The 17,532-nt window shown below is 76.6% G+C and carries 12 protein-coding genes and 1 pseudogene; 8 read left to right on the forward strand and 5 right to left on the reverse strand.

Annotated features, from left to right (window positions below; all coding sequences use genetic code 11):
* Positions 1-780: cytochrome P450 (locus tag BJP40_RS17480; protein ID WP_143065966.1), on the forward strand; the 780-nt coding region annotated here is incomplete at its 5' end.
* Positions 777-1,718: an NAD(P)-dependent oxidoreductase gene (locus BJP40_RS17485; protein ID WP_071266316.1), complete on the forward strand. Its 942-nt coding sequence runs from the start codon at positions 777-779 to the stop codon at positions 1,716-1,718. The genes BJP40_RS17480 and BJP40_RS17485, both read left to right, overlap by 4 nt.
* Before the next feature lie 328 nt (positions 1,719-2,046).
* Here BJP40_RS17485 and BJP40_RS17490 read toward each other — a convergent pair whose 3' ends face one another.
* Both BJP40_RS17490 and BJP40_RS17495 read right to left on the reverse strand, forming a co-directional pair.
* Complete coding sequence (locus tag BJP40_RS17490; RefSeq protein ID WP_071281171.1) at positions 2,047-3,666, reverse strand: adenosine deaminase; 1,620 nt, start codon at positions 3,664-3,666, stop codon at positions 2,047-2,049.
* Between the two features lie 486 nt (positions 3,667-4,152).
* Positions 4,153-6,879 (reverse strand): SpoIIE family protein phosphatase/ATP-binding protein, encoded by a 2,727-nt coding sequence (locus tag BJP40_RS17495; protein ID WP_071281172.1) that lies wholly within the window; start codon positions 6,877-6,879, stop codon positions 4,153-4,155.
* Between the two features lie 189 nt (positions 6,880-7,068).
* Here BJP40_RS17495 and BJP40_RS17500 point away from each other — a divergent pair, with 189 nt between their 5' ends.
* The 5 genes from BJP40_RS17500 to BJP40_RS17520 all read left to right on the forward strand — a co-directional run bounded on the left by BJP40_RS17500 (position 7,069) and on the right by BJP40_RS17520 (position 12,276).
* Positions 7,069-8,805: a serine/threonine-protein kinase gene (locus BJP40_RS17500; protein ID WP_071281173.1), complete on the forward strand. Its 1,737-nt coding sequence runs from the start codon at positions 7,069-7,071 to the stop codon at positions 8,803-8,805.
* Positions 8,802-9,416, forward strand: a complete 615-nt coding sequence (locus BJP40_RS17505; protein ID WP_071281174.1) for a hypothetical protein — start codon at positions 8,802-8,804, stop codon at positions 9,414-9,416. The genes BJP40_RS17500 and BJP40_RS17505 overlap by 4 nt, the downstream gene beginning before the upstream one ends.
* 150 nt (positions 9,417-9,566) lie before the next feature.
* Complete coding sequence (locus tag BJP40_RS17510; protein ID WP_071281175.1) at positions 9,567-11,048, forward strand: MFS transporter; 1,482 nt, start codon at positions 9,567-9,569, stop codon at positions 11,046-11,048.
* 290 nt (positions 11,049-11,338) lie between these two features.
* The gene (locus tag BJP40_RS17515) at positions 11,339-11,767 is read left to right on the forward strand and encodes an Hsp20/alpha crystallin family protein (RefSeq protein ID WP_071281180.1); all 429 of its coding nucleotides are present in this window, start codon (positions 11,339-11,341) and stop codon (positions 11,765-11,767) included.
* Complete coding sequence (locus BJP40_RS17520; RefSeq protein ID WP_071281176.1) at positions 11,764-12,276, forward strand: flavodoxin domain-containing protein; 513 nt, start codon at positions 11,764-11,766, stop codon at positions 12,274-12,276. The genes BJP40_RS17515 and BJP40_RS17520 overlap by 4 nt, the downstream gene beginning before the upstream one ends.
* A 524-nt stretch (positions 12,277-12,800) precedes the next feature.
* Here BJP40_RS17520 and BJP40_RS17525 read toward each other — a convergent pair.
* The 3 genes from BJP40_RS17525 to BJP40_RS17535 form a co-directional block, all read right to left on the reverse strand.
* On the reverse strand, positions 12,801-13,478 hold the full coding sequence (locus BJP40_RS17525; protein WP_071281177.1) for a CBS domain-containing protein: 678 nt from the start codon (positions 13,476-13,478) through the stop codon (positions 12,801-12,803).
* A gap of 439 nt (positions 13,479-13,917) precedes the next feature.
* Positions 13,918-14,841, reverse strand: coding sequence for a S1 family peptidase (locus tag BJP40_RS17530; protein ID WP_071281178.1), 924 nt, complete (start codon positions 14,839-14,841; stop codon positions 13,918-13,920).
* A gap of 588 nt (positions 14,842-15,429) precedes the next feature.
* Entirely contained in the window at positions 15,430-16,671 is a 1,242-nt protein-coding gene (locus BJP40_RS17535) for a cytochrome P450 (RefSeq protein ID WP_071281179.1), read from the reverse strand.
* Between the two features lie 173 nt (positions 16,672-16,844).
* Here BJP40_RS17535 and BJP40_RS17540 point away from each other — a divergent pair.
* Positions 16,845-17,532 (forward strand): annotated as a pseudogene (locus tag BJP40_RS17540) (hypothetical protein); the annotation flags it as partial.

The raw sequence follows: 17,532 nt of genomic DNA on the forward strand, positions 1-17,532 counted from the left end.
CAGCTGTGCGAGCTCGTCCGCGGCTACAAGACCAGCGACGAGACCCTCGCCACCGCCGTACGGGACCACCTGCCCGGCCCGCGCCCGCCCGGCACCTCCAAGGCCGCCGCCGCGGCCGCCGCCCGGCTGGAGCGCCTGCTCGACCACGCCCAGGGACGGGCCACCCGCCCACCGCGAGGCGCGGACCTCCCGCCGGGAGCTGCCGGCGCCTGCCCCGCGCACACCCGGGACGGCGGGGAGACGCAGCACGGGCCGCCCGGTGCCCCGCAGGACGGACTGCGGTCGATGCTGGCCGTGGCGGCCGTGAGCACGACCGTCGCCGCGCTGCCCCGCGCGGTCGCCCGCTGCGCCGACGCCGGGCTGTGGGATGCCGCCGCCGACGACGCGCTGCGCCCCGTGCTGGTCGCCGAGCTGCTGCGGGTCACCGCCCCCTCCCCGGTGCTGCCCCGGGTGGCCGCGGCGGACGCCACCGTCGCCGGCTGCCCGGTACGGGCCGGGGACCGGCTCGTCCTCGTCGCCCGGCACGCCGTGGGAGCCCACCGCGACGAACCCGACCCGTACCGGCCGGCACCGCCCGGGGTGGCGCAGCTCGTGTTCGGCGCGGGACCGCACGCCTGCCCGGGGGCACGGCTCGCCCGGGCGCAGCTCGACGACCTGCTGGCGGCGCTCGCCCCCCACCGGCCGCGCGTCGCGGCGGCGCGCGTCGACCGCCGGGCAGCGCTGCCGGGCTGGCGGTTGCTCACCGTCCGCGCGGACGGCGCTCGGGGGGAGGGCCGGTGACCACGATCGCCGTCACCGGGGCCAGCGGCTTCTGCGGGTCGCACGTCGCGCGCACCGCCGCCGCCCGCGGCGCGCGCGTGCTGTGCGTGGGCCGGCGCCCCGGCCCGGTGGGGGAGCACGTTCCGTGGGACGCGGCGGCCGACGTGCCGGACCTGGCGGACGCGGACCTCGTCGTGCACTGCGCGGCGGCGGTCGGCGACCCGGTCCCGGGATCGCCCGCGGAGGCGGTCATGCGCGCGGTGAACGTCGACGGGACGGCGCGGCTGCTGGCGGCCGCCGCCGGCCGCCCCGTCGTGTGGGTGAGCAGCGCCAGCGTGTACGCCCCCCTCCCGGTGCGCTCGCCGATCACCGAGGACCACCCGGTGCACGGCCAGCTGAACGCGTACGGCAGGACGAAGGCGGCGGGGGAGGCGCTGGCCCTCGCCGCCGGGGCGGTGGTCCTGCGGCCCCGCGCGGTGTACGGCGCGGGGGACCCGCACCTGGTGCCGCGGCTGCTGGCCCGCGTGCGGCGCGGTCTGCTCCTGCTGCCGGGCGGCGACGTGGAGCTCAGCCTGACCGCGGTGGAGAACCTGGCCGACGCCTGCCTCGCTGCCGCCGACTGGCCGCCCGGCGCCTACAACGTCGCCGACGCCGAACCGTACCGCCGCGACGGGACCGTGGCGGCGGTGCTGCGGGCCCACGGCGTGCCGGCGCGGATCGGCCGCATCCCGCGGGGCGCCGCGCACGCGGCGGCGGCAGCCGCCGAGGCGGTGTGCCGGCTGCGGCGCTCCGCCGAGCCGCCGCTGACCCGGTACGCCGTCGACCAGCTGGCCCGCACCGTCGTCCTGGACACGGCCAGGGCCCGGCGGCAGGGCTGGACGCCCCGGCGCGTCCTGTCCGACCACCTCGCGGACGTGGCGGCCGCCACCGCGCCCGGGGGGCGGGCACGGGCCGGGTGACCGGCGGTGCGGCCGTCCGACGGCCGGCCCCTGCGGACCCGCCGGGGCGCCACGGGCCGGGTGCGGCCCCGCGGTCCCGGTCGTGGCCGTGTGCCGTGTGGATCCTCGCTCGCGGGCCCGAGTGGCCCGCCGTCCGACGTCGTTCGTCGGGCGCCGCCGTCAGGGCCCCGGGCCGACGCTGCGCCGCCGTCCGGGCACGGTCGCGTGCCGCCGTGCCGGCCCGTCCAGCGCCTCCGTGTGTGGGTCCGCACCCGGGGCAGGGCAGCGCCCCGCCGCCGGTGCGGCCCCCGGGGGCGCCGCGGGACGCCCGTCGCGGCCGCCCGGCCGCTCAGCGGCCCCCGAACCGCTGCTCGAACGCGGCGAAGGCCGCTTCCTGGCGCCACTGCACCGCAGCCTTCCTGCTGTCGGCGAGCAGCGCGCGGCACGCGGCACCGGGCCTCTCCAGGCCCGGCCGGGCGCCGCGGCAGGCCTCGACCGGTACGTACCCCCGCGCCGTCGGGTTGCCGCGCCACAGGCTGCGGCCGGGCAGGAACGCGTACTCCAGCGAAGCGCGGGCAAGGTCCTTCAGCTCGCGGTAGCGCAGCCCGTAGGTGGCGGACGCGTACTGGTACTCGTGGCTGATGTCCGTCCGGGACACCCCCGGGTCGTCGGTCGCGAGCACGACGGGGACGCCGTGTGCGCGGTACGCCGCGAACGGGTGGTCGGCGCCCTTCACGCCGAGGATCTGCGCGTTGCTCGTGAAGGGCACCTCGACGGCCACCTCGTCGCGTGCCATCCGCCGGGCGAGGTCCTGCCAGTCGTCCTCGTGGACGAGGTCGACGCCGTGGCCGATGCGCTCGGCGTGCGCGGTGCCGACGGCTTCGCCGATGTGGAACGTCAGGTGCTCGGGCTTCACCAGGCCGGGCCACAGCTCGCCCGCGTGCAGCGTGATGTGGGCGTCCGGGTACTGGCGGTGCAGATAGTCCAGCATGCGCATGTGGAGGCGGTAGTCCCGCAGCGAGATCTCGCCGTCCTCCGGCTGCACGAGGTTGACGGCCACGAACCGGTCGTCGCGGGAGGCGAGCCGCAGTCCGAGGGCCATCTGCGTGAACACCCGCTCCGGTGCGCTGTTGCGGGAGACCTGGGAGATCCAGCGCACCAGCAGCCGGCAGCCCGGCGCGGGGTCGTCCGTGCCGCAGCGGGCGGTGTCGCGGAACTCGGCGAGCGCGGCGTCCGCCTCCTGGCGGGCCTCGGCCACCAGCCCGTCGAGGCCGCCGTCCGCCAGCAGCCTGCGGTGCATCCGGTCGAGGTCGGCGTCCCAGCCGGCCTTCGCGGCCAGCTCCCTGGCGCCCTGGGAGGCCGGGGTGGTCATGGTCTCCAGGTAGAACTGGTTCTGCCGGACGACGGAGTCGGCCACCTCGGCGAGGATCTTCCCGGGGTGGCGCCAGGTCACCTCGCCGAACTTGCCGAACGTGGCGAAGAAGTGGTCGTGCCCGGACTCCCCGGCCGGGAAGTCCTGCATGGACCAGGCGCGCAGCAGCGCGTCGTGGAAGGCCCGGTCGGTGCGCGCGTCGGCGGCGGGCCGGCGGCCCGGGCCGCACGGCGGGGCGACGGCCGTCATCGTCGCCTCCTCGACGCACAGGCCGTCGTCGCCGGCGAGCCGGATCAGGTACTCCGTCGAGACCGCGCCCGACAGGTGGTTGTGCAGGTCGCCGCCCTTGGGCAACGCCCGGAAGAACGCCCGCAGCCGGTCGGGGTCGTCGCGGAGCGACTCCAGGTGCGCGGCGGTGCGGGCCTCCGCCGGGGTGGCGTGCCCGGGCGGCGACGGCGGACCCGGCGGGGCGGCCGCGGCGGCGGGCTGGGCCGCGCCCAGTGAGGCGGACAGCAGGGACAGGGCGCTCAGGGCGCCGAGACCGGCCGGGAACAGGGTCCGGGGCCGGTGCGCGAAACGGCGGTGGGGGAGTGTCACGGTGGCATGATCGCGAGGGCGGCACCGTCACCCGGCACGACGGCGCGGTGTGTGCGGGCGGCTCACCCGGGCGGCGGAGGTGTCCTCGGCCAGTGCGCGGCGTTTCCGCCACGTGCGGGCTGCCGTGCGCCCCCTGAGGTGCGCGGCCTGGTGCCCGGAGTGCACGGCCGGGCGCACAGCCGCCGATGCCCGGCGCCGGTCCCTCCGGTCGGCCACGACCCCCTGCACCGGCGCCCCCGCCGGGCACCCGGCCCCCGGACCACACACCCCCGCGCCCGCCGCGGGGAGGGCGGCCGGACCGCGCTCACCCCGTCACGGACGGCAACCGGACCCCGCTTCGCGCCGGGCCCCCGGGCCGCTGCCCGGTGCCGGCGGGACGGGCCACGCGGGCGGGGGCGGCGCCCCGGCCGGTACCGCCCCCGGGCGACCGGTCGGGTACCGGCCCCGGGTGCCCGGCCGGGCGCGCCCCGGCGCAGCCGCGCCGCATCACCACGCTGCGTCCTCCAGCCCCTCCAGCCCCTCCAGGAGCGGGGCGATCGGCGGCTGCGCCCCACCCGTCAGCGGCTGCTCCGTCCACATCACCTTGCCGCTCTCCGTGTACCGGGTCCCCCAGCGCCCCGCGAACTGCGACACCAGGAACAGCCCCCGCCCGCCCTCGTCCGTCGTCGCCGCCCTGCGCAGGTGCGGGGAGGTGCTGCTGCCGTCCGACACCTCGCAGATCAGCGCCCGGTCGCGGAGCATGCGCACGTGGATGGGCTCGGAGCCGTACCGGATGGCGTTGGTGATCAGCTCGCTCAGCATCAGCTCCGTGGTGAAGCCGATGTCCCCGAGCCCCCACCGCTCCAGCTGGCGTCCGCACGCCGCCCGGACCGGCGCCACCGCCGCCGGGTCCCGGGGGACGTCCCAGTCCGCGACCCGGTCCTGCGCCAGCAGGCGCGTACGGGCCACCAGCAGCGCGATGTCGTCGCTGCGGTGCGGCGGCAGCATCGCGTCGACCAGGGCCCGGCAGGTCTCCTCCGGGCTGCGCGACCCGCCGTCGGCGAGGGTGCCGCCGAGCAGCCGCAGACCGGTGTCCACGTCCCGCTGCCGGTTCTCGATCAGTCCGTCGGTGTAGAGCACGAGCCGGCTTCCCTCGGGCAGCTGCGTCTCGTAGTTCTCGAACGGGCCGCCGCCCAGCCCCAGCGGCGGGAAGACCGGCACCTCGGGGAACTCCACCGAGCCGTCCGGCCGCACCACGGCCGGGGCGTAGTGGCCCGCCGTGGCCATGCAGCAGTTCCCGGAGGCGGGGTCGTACACCGCGTACAGGCAGGTCGCTCCGGTGATGCCCGCGGCGTCCTCGTCCTCCTCCTCTTCGTCGATCCGCGCCACCAGCTCGTCCAGGTAGCCCAGCAGCTCGTCCGGCGGCAGGTCCAGCGCCGAGAAGTTGTGCACGGCCGTGCGCAGCCGCCCCATCGTCGCCGCCGCGTGCAGCCCGTGCCCGACGACGTCGCCGACCACCAGCGCCACCCGCGCCCCGGGCAGCGGGATCACGTCGAACCAGTCGCCGCCCACGCCGGCCTGCGCCGGCAGGTAGCGGTACGCGATCTCGACCGCGTCCTGCTCCGGCAGCACCCGCGGCAGCAGGCTCCGCTGAAGGGTCACCGCCATCGTGTGCTCCCGGGTGAACCTGCGGGCGTTGTCGATGGCCACCGCCGCACGGGCCGCGAGCTCCTCGGCGAACGCCAGGTCCTCCTCCTCGAACGGCCCCGAGCCGCCCGCCCGCCAGAAGTTCGCCATGCCGACCACCACCCCCCGCGCCTGGAGCGGCACGGTGACCAGCGAGTGGATCCCGTACCGCAGTGCCGCGTCGGCGCCGGCCGGGTCCTGCGCCCGCCAGCCCGGCGCGACCCGCAGGTCCGCCTCCAGCACGGCCCGGCCGGTCGACAGCGCGGCCGCCATCGGCGTCGCCGGCTCCGCGAAGCTGATCGGGTCCCCGACCGGCTGCAGGGGGTGGTCGTCCCGCGCCCCGACCACCGCGGTCCGGCGCATCGCCGTCGCCTGCTCCGTGGGCTCCTCGCCGCGCAGCACCGGGTCCAGCAGCTCCACGGACGCGAAGTCCGCGAACCGGGGGACGACCACCTCGGCGAGTTCCTCCGCCGTGCGCACCACGTCCAGCGTCGTCCCGATCCGCACGCCCGCCTCGTACAGCAGCGTCAGCCGCTCACGCGCCACCTCCGCCACCCCCGAGAGGGCCCGCAGCTCCGTGGTGTCCCGGAGGGTCGCCACCGTCCCCGGCAGGCCGCCGTACGGGTCGGTGGACCGGGTGCTGACCGCGAGCAGCCGGTCGCCCGCCAGGTGGACCTCGTCCGTCACCGAGCGCCCGGAGGTCAGCAGCCGTGCCGTGTCGGGCGCCAGCGCCAGCTCGTCCACCCGGCGGCCCTCGGCGTCGGCCGACAGGCCGAGCAGCCGCCGCGCCTCGTCGTTGGCGAGCGTCAGCCGCCCCCCGGCGACGATGAGGACGCCCTCGCGCACCGCGTGCAGCACCGCGTCGTGATGCTCGTACATCCGGGTCATCTCCGCGGGGCCGAGGCCGCGGGTCTGCCGCCGCAGCCGCCGGCTCACCAGCGAGGCGCTGAGCGTCGCCAGCAGCGGCGCGGCCGCTCCTGCGCCCAGGAACACCGGGAGCTGCCGGTCCACCGCCTGCCCGACGCTGCCGATCCCCACACCCGCCGACACCAGGCCCACGACCCGGCCCTCGTCGTCGATCACCGGGACGACCGCCCGCGCCGCGTCCTCCGGCTCGCCCTCGTAGATCTCCGTGAAGGGCTCGCCCGACGCCGCCCGCTCCACGCCCTCGGCGCGCGTGCCGACCAGGTCGGTATCGCTGTCGGCCAGCCGGACGCCCTCCGGTGTCATCACCACGACGAAGTCCAGTCCCGAGCCGACGGCGGCCCGCACGGTGGCGGGCTGGAGCACCCCGGTGGGGTTCTCGGACTGCAGAGCCTCCAGGGTGCCGGGCGCGTCCGAGAAGGCTTCCGCCGCGGCGAGGGCGCGGTTCTGCGCCACCTCCTCGCCGTCCTGGCGGGCGTGGAAGGCGAGCGCCACGATCGCTGCGGTGATCAGCACCACCGCGACGACGATCTGAAGGAAGAGCACCTGCCCGGCGACACTGCGCACCCCCAGCAGCCGCCCCTGGCGTCCGGTTCGCCCGAGACGACCGCTGATGCCCCTCATATACCCCTTTCTAGCACCGTGCGTCCGCCTCCGGCGACCGCGCGCACATCCCTGTCCACGCCCCGGCGCGCCGGGGCGTCCGGCGCATCCGACCCCCGCCGGGGCGTACGACCCGACGGACTGGCGGGAACCGGGCGTGGCCGGAACGTGTCCCTCTGGGGGACAGCCGCAGCGGGGTGGGGAGGCAGCATGAACACGTGGACGGTGCCCGGATACACCGAGGTCCGTGAACTGGGCTCGGGCGCGAGCGGGCGCGTGGTGCGGGCCGTGCACCACGGGACCGGCGTCCCCGTCGCCGTCAAGCACCTGAGCGAGGGCCTGCGCGCCGACCCGGGTTTCCTGCACACCTTCCGCGGGGAGGCACGCCTCCTCGGCGCCCTGGAGTCCCCGTACGTCACCCGGCTGTACGAGTACGTGGAGGGCCCGGAGGGAGCCGCCATCGTCATGGAGCTGGTCGACGGTGTCGCCCTGCGCGCCCTGCTGCGCGAGCACGGGCCCGTCGGACCCGAGGCCGCCCTCGCGGTGCTCAAGGGCTCGTTGCTCGGACTCGCCGCCGCCCACGCCTCGGGCGTCGTGCACCGGGACTACAAACCCGAGAACGTGCTGGTCACCGCGGACGGCTCCTCCAAGCTCGTGGACTTCGGGATCGCCGCGGGCCACGGCGCCGACGCCCCGGCCGCCGGGACCCCCGCCTACATGGCGCCCGAGCAGTGGGCCGGCGCCCCCGCCTCGCCCGCCGCCGACGTGTACGCGGCGACCGCGACCTTCTACGAGTGCCTCACCGGACGCAAGCCCTTCACCGCCGGGAACTTCGCCGAACTGGCCCTGCGCCACCTGGAGGACCCGGTCCCCGAGGAGGACGTGCCCGCGCCGCTGCTGCCACTGGTCCGCAGCGGCATGGCCAAGGCCCCGGAGGACCGGCCCCGGGAGGCGGCGGCCTTCGTGGCCGAGCTGGAGCGGATCGCCACCGCCGCGTACGGGCCCGCGTGGGAGGAGCGCGGACGCGGCAGGCTCGCGGCCCTCGCCGCGCTGCTGCCGCTGCTGTTCCCGTCCGCGGACGACCGCGCCGAGGGCACCACCGACGTCGCCTCCACCGCGCTCGGCCCCGGAGACACGGCCGCGTGGCAGTCGTGGCTGCCGAACGGCGCCGCCGTCGGCGCCCTGTGCGCCGTGCTGCTGCTGGCGCTGCTCCTCCTCGTCACACCCGCGCCCGCCGGTACCGCCTCCGGCGGCGCCGCCCCGCTGCCGGCCGCCGCCGCCACGACCAGCGTCACCCCGGCCGGCGGCGCCACCCCGACGGAGCCGGCCCCCTCGGCGGGCGCCACGGCCGGTGCCTCCCCGTCCGCGCCGCCCACCCCCGCACCGGAGCCCCCGGGCGGCGCGGAGGACGACAGCCCCAGCCCGACGCAGCCGCCGTCCCCGGGCACGCCCGGCACCGGTGACCCGACGGAGCCCGCAGACCCCGGCCCGTCCCCCGCCGTGTCCGGCGGCCCGTCCTCCCTCGCACCGCCGCCCCCGGGCACCGGCCCGTCCCCCGCGACCTCCCCCGAGCGGCCCGGCGGCACCACCGAGCCCGAGGACCCGCCCACCACGGTCCCTCCCCGCGTCAAGGCCGTCACCGTCAGCGGCTTCCACCAGCCCGGCCGCACCACCGCCGCGGCCACCGTCGACATCGCCGCCGACGGCCCCGGCCCCGTCGTCCTCACCGTCAGCTGGGCGGCGAGCAACACCCCCGACGGAGCCACGACACAGGACGGCGCCACGCGCACCTACCGGTACGGCGGCTCCACCCGCTACACCCTGACCCTGGACCACGCCTTCCGGAGCACTGCCTGCTACTGGCACGTCAGGGTCTCCACCGAGCCGAAGTCCGCCGGCGGCACCTCCTCCGCGCACCTCCTCACCCTCCGGTGCGAACTGCGATGACCCACGACCCCGACGACGGCTACAGCGCCACCGAGCTCGGCAGCCACTGGGCCGAGCGCCCCGCACCGCCCCCGGAGGGCGGCACGCTGCCCCTCACCACCGTCCTGCGCTTCGGCCCCGGCGTCCCGCCGGTCCCTCCGCCCACCCCCGCCCCGCCCTCGCCGGTGCGCCCGCAGCGCCGGCCCTCGCCGGCCCGCCGCTTCGCGCTGCCCGCCCTGGCGCTCCTCTGCGTCCTCGCGTTCCTCGCCTGGCAGCGGTACGGCCCCACCGTCGCGGTCCGCGACGTCGCGGCCGGCACGGACGGCGTCGTCGCCGAGGCGGCAGGCGGCTGCGGCGGCCGGGCCGACATCGTCGGTGTCGTCCGCACCGACGGGCGGCCCGGCACGCTCACCTACCGTTGGCTGCGCAGCGACGGTTCCCGCTCCGCGGTGCTCACCGAGCGGCTGCGGCGGGGACAGCGGGAGGCGAGGCTGCACCTGCTGTGGACCTTCACCGGCCAGGGCACCTACCGCGCCCGCGCCGAACTCGACGTCCTCGGTCCCAGCCGGCACACCGCGGGCGTCACCTTCACCTACGCGTGCCGGGAACGGCCCCCGTTGATCGAGTGGTGAGGGGTCAGGCACGGGCTTACCGTCGAACGGTGGGCGCGACGCCCCGTCCGCCCGCCCGGCCCGCCGCACCGGGGGCACGATGCCATGACGACTCCTCGACCGACGTCCGCGCCGCAGACCGCCACCAGTCCGAAGCGGGGCGACGGCGGGATGGCCCTCCTCGTCATCGCCGGCGCCCAGTTGATGGTGGTCCTGGACATCACCATCGTCAACATCGCGCTGCCGCAGATCCAGCGGGCCCTGGACTTCTCCACCACCGACCTGTCCTGGGTCGTCAACGCCTACACCCTCGCCTTCGGCGGCCTGTTGCTGCTCGGCGGCCGCACCGGCGACATCCTGGGCCGGCGCCGCATGTTCATGGTGGGCGTCGCGCTGTTCGTCCTGGCGTCGCTGCTCGGCGGACTCGCCCAGAACTCGGCGCAGTTGCTCGCCGCACGCGCTTTCCAGGGCGTCGGCGGGGCCATCGCGTCCCCGACGGCGCTCGCGCTGATCAGCACGACGTTCCGCGAAGGCCCGGAACGCAACCGGGCGTTCGGCGTGTTCGCCGCGGTGTCCGCGGGCGGCGGTGCCATCGGGCTGCTCGCGGGCGGCATGCTCGTCGAATGGCTCGACTGGCGCTGGGTGCTCTTCGTCAACGTGCCCATCGGCCTGCTGATCCTGCTCGCCGTGCCGCGCTGGATCCGTGAATCGGAGCGCCACACGGGCCACTTCGACGTCACCGGAGCGCTGACCTCCACGCTCGGCATGGTGCTGCTGGTGTACGGCTTCATCCGCGCCGCCCAGGAGAGCTGGCGGGACCCGCTGACCCTGGCGTCCTTCGTCGGCGCCGCCGTCGTCCTCACGCTGTTCGTGCTGGTGGAGCGGCGCTCCCGGCAGCCGATCACGCCGCTGCACATGTTCACCGACCGCAACCGGGCCGGCACGTACGGGATGATGCTGTGCCTGGCCGCCGCGATCTTCGGCATGTTCTTCTTCCTGACCCTCTTCGTGCAGAACGTGCTGGACTTCAGCCCGCTCCAGGCCGGCCTGGCGTTCCTCCCGGTCAGCGCGGTGATCGCGGTCGGCGCCGGGCTGACCTCGCAGCTGCTGCCAAGCTTCGGGCCCAAACCCTTCATGATCGCGGGCGCGCTGCTCGCGTCGGCCGGCCTGGGCTGGCTCACCCTGGCCGACGCGGACTCCACGTACGCGGGGAGCATCCTCGGCCCCATGCTGGTGCTCAGCATGGGCATGGGCATGCAGTTCGTGTCGCTGACGCTGATGGCCCTGTCCAACGTCCGCTCCGACGAGACCGGCGCGGCGTCCGGGCTGCTCAACGCCACCCAGCAGGTCGGCGGCTCGCTGGGCCTGTCCATCCTGGTGACCGTCTTCGGCACGGCGAGCGCCAACGAGGCGGAAAGGCTGGTGCCGGCCTTCCTCGCACAGGCCACCGACGCCCAGCGGCTGCGCTTCCAGCGGACCGGCGAACTGCCGGAGCCGTGGGCCTCCCAGGTGCTGACGGCCGGCGCCAACGCTGCGTTCGTCGCGGCCGCGATCGCCGCGGCGCTCGGTGCGCTCGTCGCCCTGCTCGTGATCCAGGTCCGCCCCTCCGACCTCGAACGGCTCCAAGGCGGCGTGGGCCCCGGCCACGGGTGACGGGGCACCGGCCGGGCGACCGCCACCGGGCGCGTCACGCGGGCGCGGCTGCCCCCCGGTGAGCAGCGGGCGCCGCGCGGACCGGGCGGCGGCGGCCGGGCCGGAGGGGCGGATGAGCCGCGGGTGGCCGGAGAAGCCGGAGGAGCCCCGGGCAGCCGGCGGGAGGAGGGCCGAACGGCGGGCCCGCGAGGGACGACCGCCCCCGGACGCGGGGGACCCACCGTGCCACGCTGGTGACAAGAGCAGAGCACACGATCCTGCGGCGCCACGAGCGCCGGGAGGTGACCGCGATGTCCGCAGCACAGCACCCCGCCAAGCGTCGGCCGTTCCCGAGGGACCTGCTCGACTGGTTCGACGCGGGCCTCCCCTCCTTCGGCTCCCTCACCGAGGGCACGCACAAGATCCCGGTCGAGATCACCAAGGAGGAGGGCACCTACGTCCTGCGCGCCGAGCTCCCCGGCATGGACCCGGAGGAGATCGAGGTCACGGCCGAAGGGGATGTCCTGACCGTGCGGGCCGAGCACACCGAGACCACGACGGACAAGCAGCACTCCGAGTTCCGCTACGGGTCGTTCACCCGGTCCGTACGACTGCCCGCGCCCGTCCCCCGGGACGGCGTCGAGGCCGCGTACGAGGACGGCATCCTCACCGTGCGCGTCCCCCTCGCCGAGCCCGACGAGTCCCCCCGCGCCATCACCGTGAGGAAGGGCACGTCATGAAACGCGTACTCGTCACCTATGGCAGCCGGCACGGAGCCACCGAGGGGATCGCCGAGGAGATCGCGGACACCCTCCGCGAGGACGGCTACCACACGTCGGTCGTGCCCGCCGACGACGTCGTCGACGTCACCGGCTACGACGGCGTGGTCCTCGGCGGTGCCCTGTACGCCGGGCACTGGCACCACGACGCCCTGCGCTGCGCCCGCCGCAACGCCGAGGCGCTGGGGCGCCGCCCGGTGTGGATGTTCAGCAGCGGACCGCTCGACGACTCGGCCGCGGAGGAGGACATCCCGCCGGTCCGCGGGGTCGAGCGGGAGATGGAGCGGCTGCACGCCCGGGAGCACGTCACGTTCGGAGGCAGCCTCTCACCGACGGTGAAGGGCTTCATGGCCCGTGCCCTGGTCCGCCAGGGCCACGCCGGGGACCACCGCGACACGGACCGGATCCGTGCGTGGGCGCACCACATCGCGACCGAACTCGCCGAGGGCCCGCCCCGGACGCAGACGTGACCGTGCCCCACGGCAGCACGGCAGCGCGACCGGGCCCCTCGCCAGGAGGACGCGAACGGCGGGTCGGCGACCCTTCGGCACATCGGCCCCGGCAGGACTTCCCGCCGGGGCCGTCCCGCGCCCGCCGGCCCGGCGGGCACCCTTCGCGACGTGGTCACGGGCCCGCCCGCGACCCTGCCCCGGCCCACGCCCGGTCTGCCACCTGCCTGCCCGCGGCCGCCGGGCCGCAGCTCACCGGCGCCGGCTGCCGCGGGTGCGCGTCGCGCCACCAGCGCCCGGCCGCCCGCGAACCAGCCCCCCGTGACGAGGTGACGAGCGACTGGGCACCGCGGACCGGGGCAGGGGCGAGAGGGCCGGGAGCGGGTGAGCGGGAGCGACAACGCTGCCCGCCGCCCCTCCGCCCGCCGCCTTCCCAGGCGACGTCGACCTTCCCCGGCGACGTCGAACAGCCCGGCCACACCGACCAGCGCGGACCGGTGCGGCCGGGCGGTCTGCTTCGGCGAGGAGCAGCGGTGGCAGGCCGGTCACCCGTGGTGCGGCTGCGGGGTCGCCGGCGCGTCCTGCGCGCAGGCGAGGCGGGCGTGGACGGCGACGACACCGTCCACGGACCGGCACAGCCGCTCCACGAGCACCAGCTGCGCCCGGTCGGAGACCCGCCCGGTCAGGGTCACCACGCCGTCCCGCACCTCCGTGCGCACGGCCGCCCGGGCGAGGCCCAGGGTGTCGCCCAGCACCTCGCGGTCGATCTCCTCGCGGATCGCGGTGTCGCTCCGCAGGAACGGGCGCAGCAGGTCGGCGCGGCTCACGATGCCGACCAGCCGGCCGGTGCCGTCCACGACGGGCAGCCGCTTGACGCCGTGCCTCGCCATGACCCGGGCCGTCTCGACGACGTTCCAGCCGGGTCGGGCGGTGACCGCCGGTGCCGACATCAGGGCGCCCGCGTCCTCGGCGTCCGCTCGCTCCTGCTCCCGCGGCAGGGGCCGCGGTCCCGCGGCCCGCCCCGCCGGATCCGGCAGGCTCGCGGGCTTCCGCAGCAGGTCGCCTTCGGACACCACCCCGACGGGGCGATCCCGCGCGTCGACCACGGGCATCGCCGTGATGTCGTACGCGGCGAGCAACTGGGCGACCTCCTTGAACGGTGTGTCCGGGCGCACGCTGACGACGTGGTGCGTCATGACGTCCGAGACGGTGCGGTGCTGCATGGTCCCCGCCTCCTCTCCTCCCTTCCACGATGGCCCGCCGCCGCGCCGTAGGGCAGAGCCGAACGGCCCGGCGGCCGGGCGCCACGGGGCCCGCCGTCGGCTGCGGCAGCCGGGAGGCGCGGGACAGGGGGTGCAGGACCGGAGAGGCCGGACCGGAGACGCGGGGCCGGCGGCGCGGGACGCGGGGGCGAGCGCGGGCGGCCGCAGCGGAGCGTCCGGACCGGCGGGCAGCGGCTGCGGTGGGCGGGCGGCCGGGCAGCCTCCCGCGGAGGTGGCGCACCCGTCGCCCGTGAGGCCGCGGCGTGCACCGGGTCGGCGGGAGCGCCGGGCCGTCGGAGTCCCGGGGACGCAGAGGACCGGCGGCCGCGTGGGGGAGCGGGCCGCCGGTCCGGGGTGGGGCGGGTGGTGCGGGGGACGGGGCTGCGTCAGCGGGCGGGGATCAGAAGACGCTGACTCCGTACGCGCTGAGGGCCTCGGTGACCGGCTGGAAGAACGTGGTTCCCCCCGTGCGGCAGTTGCCGCTGCCGCCGGAGGTCAGGCCGAGGGCGGTGGAGCCGGCGAACAGGGCGCCGCCGCTGTCGCCGGGCTCGGCGCAGACGTTGGTCTGGATCATGCCGTAGACGACGTCGCCGCCGCCGTAGTTGACGGTGGCGTTCAGGCCGGTGACCCGTCCGCTGTGGAGGCCGGTCGTTGAGCCGCTGCGCTGGACGTTCTGGCCGACGTACGCGTTGCCGGCGCCGGTGATGTCGCGGTAGCTGCCGTTGTAGAGGTAGACGCGGCCGTCGGCGAGGGAGGAGCTGGCCAGGCGGATGATGCCGTAGTCGTTGACGGGGAAGCTGGAGCCGGCCCGGGAGCCGAGCGCGGAGGTCTGCGACGAGTTGGTGTACCAGGTGCTCGCGATGTCGGTGCAGTGACCGGCCGTCAGGGCGTAGTAGGTGCCGTTGCCGCTGCGCACGTTGAAGCCGAGGGAGCAGCGGCCGCCGCCGCCCGCGTAGATGGCCTGGCCGCCGGCGATGAGCTTGTTGAACGTGCCGGGGGTGCGCTTGATCTCCACGGCGCCGGCCTTGGCGCCCGCGGCCTTCTTGAGCTTGGCGAGCTCGGCGGCGGACACGGTGGAGTCGGCGGTGACCACGAGCTTGCCGGACGCGGCGTCGGTGTACCAGGCGGTGCCGGGCACGTCGGCGTCCAGGACGGCCTCGCTGACCTGGGCCAGTTCGGCGGTGGTGGCCCGGGTGGCGTCGGGGGTCTTCGCGCCGGCGGTGGGGGCGGCGAGCGCGGTGGCGCCGACCAGGGCGGCGGCGACGGCGGTCAGCCGTGCGGCTCTGGTGACGGCGCCGCGGGGGGTGAAGCGCTTGAGGTTCACTGCGTCCTCCGGTGGGGGTTCGTCAAGGCCCGTTGGGTGGACGGGCCGGTGGGGCGCGGGCGGGGGTGCGGGAGGGTCCCCCGTCACCGACCCGCCATGTGCCTGACAACTCGCTCGCCGGGAATCCTCCGGTCCGGTTGCCCTTCCCCGCAAGGCCGGGTTTCGGTCGCTCCACGCGCGTCGACGTCCCACCCGGCAGGATCGTCCGGTTAGGTGGCGCGCGGCCGCGCCGACGCCCCGTCAAGGGGCCGGGGACGCGGGTGCGGTGCACCGGGGGGTGACGGTTCCGCCCGGGGCCCCGCGCGTGGGAGGGCTCCCAGGGCTGCCCCGACCCCGATGTGCGTTCAGCCTGTTCAGGGTTGAACGGCTACCGGAACCCACTCGCCCGGCACCTCCCCGGCGGGCCCCGCCGCCCGTCCTGCCGGTGCCGTCCGGAACCGATGCCGGACCCGCCGCGCCAAGCGGCGGGCCCCGCCCGGGCCGTAGCCGCGGGCGGGGCCCGCCCCGCACACCCTTATGCGCCGAACCCTCCCGTTCGCCCCGCGGTACCGACTGTCCGGATTCCGTCTCCGGTACCGCGCGGGGGCCTCACCAAGCGACCGGCAGCGTCTCCGGGCCGCGGATCAGCGCACTGCGCCGCCACGTCACCTCCTCGGTCGGCACCGCGAGCCGCAGCCCCGGCAGCCGCTCCAGGAACACGTCGAGCAGCAGCTCGATCTCCATCCGCGCCAGCAGCGTGCCGGTGCAGAAGTGCGGCCCGTGGCCGAACGCCACGTGCGGGTTGGGCGCGCGGTCGAAGTCGATGCGGTCGGGGTCGGCGAACACCTCCGGATCGCGGTTCGCCGCCAGGTACGACACGTACACCGCGTCGCCCGCGCTGATCCGCACCCCCCGCAGGTCCACGTCCTCCAGCGCCACCCGGGCCAGCCCGACGGACGCCCGGTGCGGGATGTACCGCAGCAGCTCGTCGACCGCCTGCGGCCGCAGCTCCGGTTCCGTCCGCATCCGCTCCCTCAGGTCCGGCCGGGTGAGCAGCAGGTACAGCATGTTGCCGCAGTTGTTCGTGACCGCCTCCCCGCCGATCTGGATCGGCCCGACGAGCCCGACCGCCTCCTCCTCGGCGATGTCGCCCCGCGCCACGGCCGCCGCCAGCAGGGTCAGCAGGTCCGCCGTCTCCTCGTCCCCGGGCGGCGCCGCCCCCCTGCGCGCCGCGAGTTCCCGGGCGAACCAGCCGTACATGGCGTCCTTGGCCCGGCCGGTCGCCTCGGCGCCCGCGGCCGGGAACACGATCGCGTGCACCCAGTCCGCCATCCGCGCCCGGTCCGCCTCCGGCACGCCGACCAGCTCGCACATCACGGTCGTCGGGAACGGGGCGAGCACCCGTGCCACCAGGTCCGCCGGCGGACCGTCCCGCAGCAGCGCGTCCATGTACCCGGCGAGGAGCTCCCGGGCCCTGCCGCGCAGCCGCTCCACCCCGCGTGCGGAGAACGCGGGCGCGACGGCCCGGCGCAGCCGGTTGTGCTCCGGCGGCTCGGCGAAGGCCAGGGCCCCCGGCTTCGGCTTGAAGTGCGGGGCCAGCCGCGTCACCTGGAGGCCCGGCACCGGCGCGCGACTGAAGCGCGGGTCGTTCGTCACCGCCTTCACGTCCTCGTACCGCGTCACCAGCCAGGCCCAGCCCTCCCCGTGCGGCAGCTGGATCCGGCTCACCGGTCCCTCCCGCATCAGCTCCTCGAGCACCGGGTCGAAATCGGTGCCCTTGAGGTCCAGCGCGGGCCAGGACCGCACCGGCGGCGGGCCCAGCGGCGGTCGTGCGACGGTGTCCTCGATCACGCGTGTCTCCGTTCCGTTCTGCGGTCCCCGCCCGGCTCACTGACACCCTCCCGCCCACCGGACGGAACCTCGCGCTGGACTACTCCGTACGGCCCGCCCGCGCGGCGGGAACCGCCTGCCGGCCGTACGCCGTGATAGCGGCGAGGGTCCACGGGACGACGAGAGGGGCTGCGATGGCCGCGGGAGCCGTGCGGATCGACGGGAACACCCTGGTGTGGGGCTGCGGGACGCGGGTCAGGTTCATCCGGACGCTGCGGCTGCCCGAGCGCGGCACGTATCCGCTGCCGCCGGGGCTCGGCGAGTTCCCGGTACGGCGGGTCGAGGACTTCCCGGACACGGCGCCGCCGGAGTGGCTGGCCCGCGGCGGGGTCCTCGTCCCCCTGTACCTGCGCGAGGCGCTGTGGCTGAGCTTCGCGGGCAGCGCGGAGCCGGCGGCGCTCCAGGTCGGCGCCGGCAAGGTCTGCGCGGTCTCCGGCCGGCCCTGGACCGGGACACTGGCCCGCGACCCGCAGAACTACGTCGTGCTGCCCCGCCAGCCGTGGCTGGACGGCATCAACTCCGGTCGCGGCACGGTCCGCCAGTTCGTCGCCGTCCCCCTGGGGCTGGGTGCCACCGTCGAGGGACAGGTGACCGGGGAGGAGACCTGGGGCGGCCTCCAGTTGCAGGCGTTCTCCCTGGCGCCGCCCGCCCTGAAGGCGTGGCGGGAGCAGCAGGCCGCCCGGGCGCGCTCGGGCGGCGGCTCGTGGGGCGGCCCGCCGGGCACGCCCGGACACACGGGCGCCGTGCCCGTGCCTGGTCTCGGCGCCCCGGCGCCCCGGGCGTACGGCATGCCCGCGACGGCCCCCGGGGCCGCGCCCCCCG

Origin of the sequence: Streptomyces sp. CC53 (assembly GCF_001865245.1) — a bacterium.
GTDB lineage: Bacteria > Actinomycetota > Actinomycetes > Streptomycetales > Streptomycetaceae > Streptomyces.